At 36.6% G+C, this 276-nt stretch carries 1 protein-coding gene; it reads right to left on the bottom strand.

The window, feature by feature from the left end; translation table 11 throughout:
- Positions 1 to 276: acyl-CoA dehydrogenase domain-containing protein (locus tag R2R70_RS20055; protein WP_410978906.1), on the bottom strand; the 276-nt coding region annotated here is incomplete at both ends.

Genomic DNA, 276 nt, shown 5'->3' with positions numbered 1-276 from the left:
GCAGGAATATTGCCCTTGCGCTGCCATTGTTTTAAATCTTTGAATTGAGCCTGCATATCGTGCATAGCTAAAAATGCATTTTCCATTACCCCTGTACCTGCGTTTTCATCTACATAACACAAATGAGTTAAGCGATTTCTAAACACACCTGGTTGTGTCATATGCTCGCAAATACGTTGTGCAATTTCATCGCTTGGTTTTTCGTAATGATTACCAATTGGAAATACAATACGCTTAAGCACAAAATTAATAATCGGGTTTGAGAAATTTTTGAAA

Source organism: Cobetia sp. SIMBA_158 (assembly GCF_046566945.1).
GTDB classification, from domain to species: Bacteria; Pseudomonadota; Gammaproteobacteria; order Pseudomonadales; family Halomonadaceae; genus Cobetia; species Cobetia amphilecti.
Note: the sequence above shows the minus strand (reverse complement) of the source record. Positions and strands in the feature narration are given on the sequence as shown.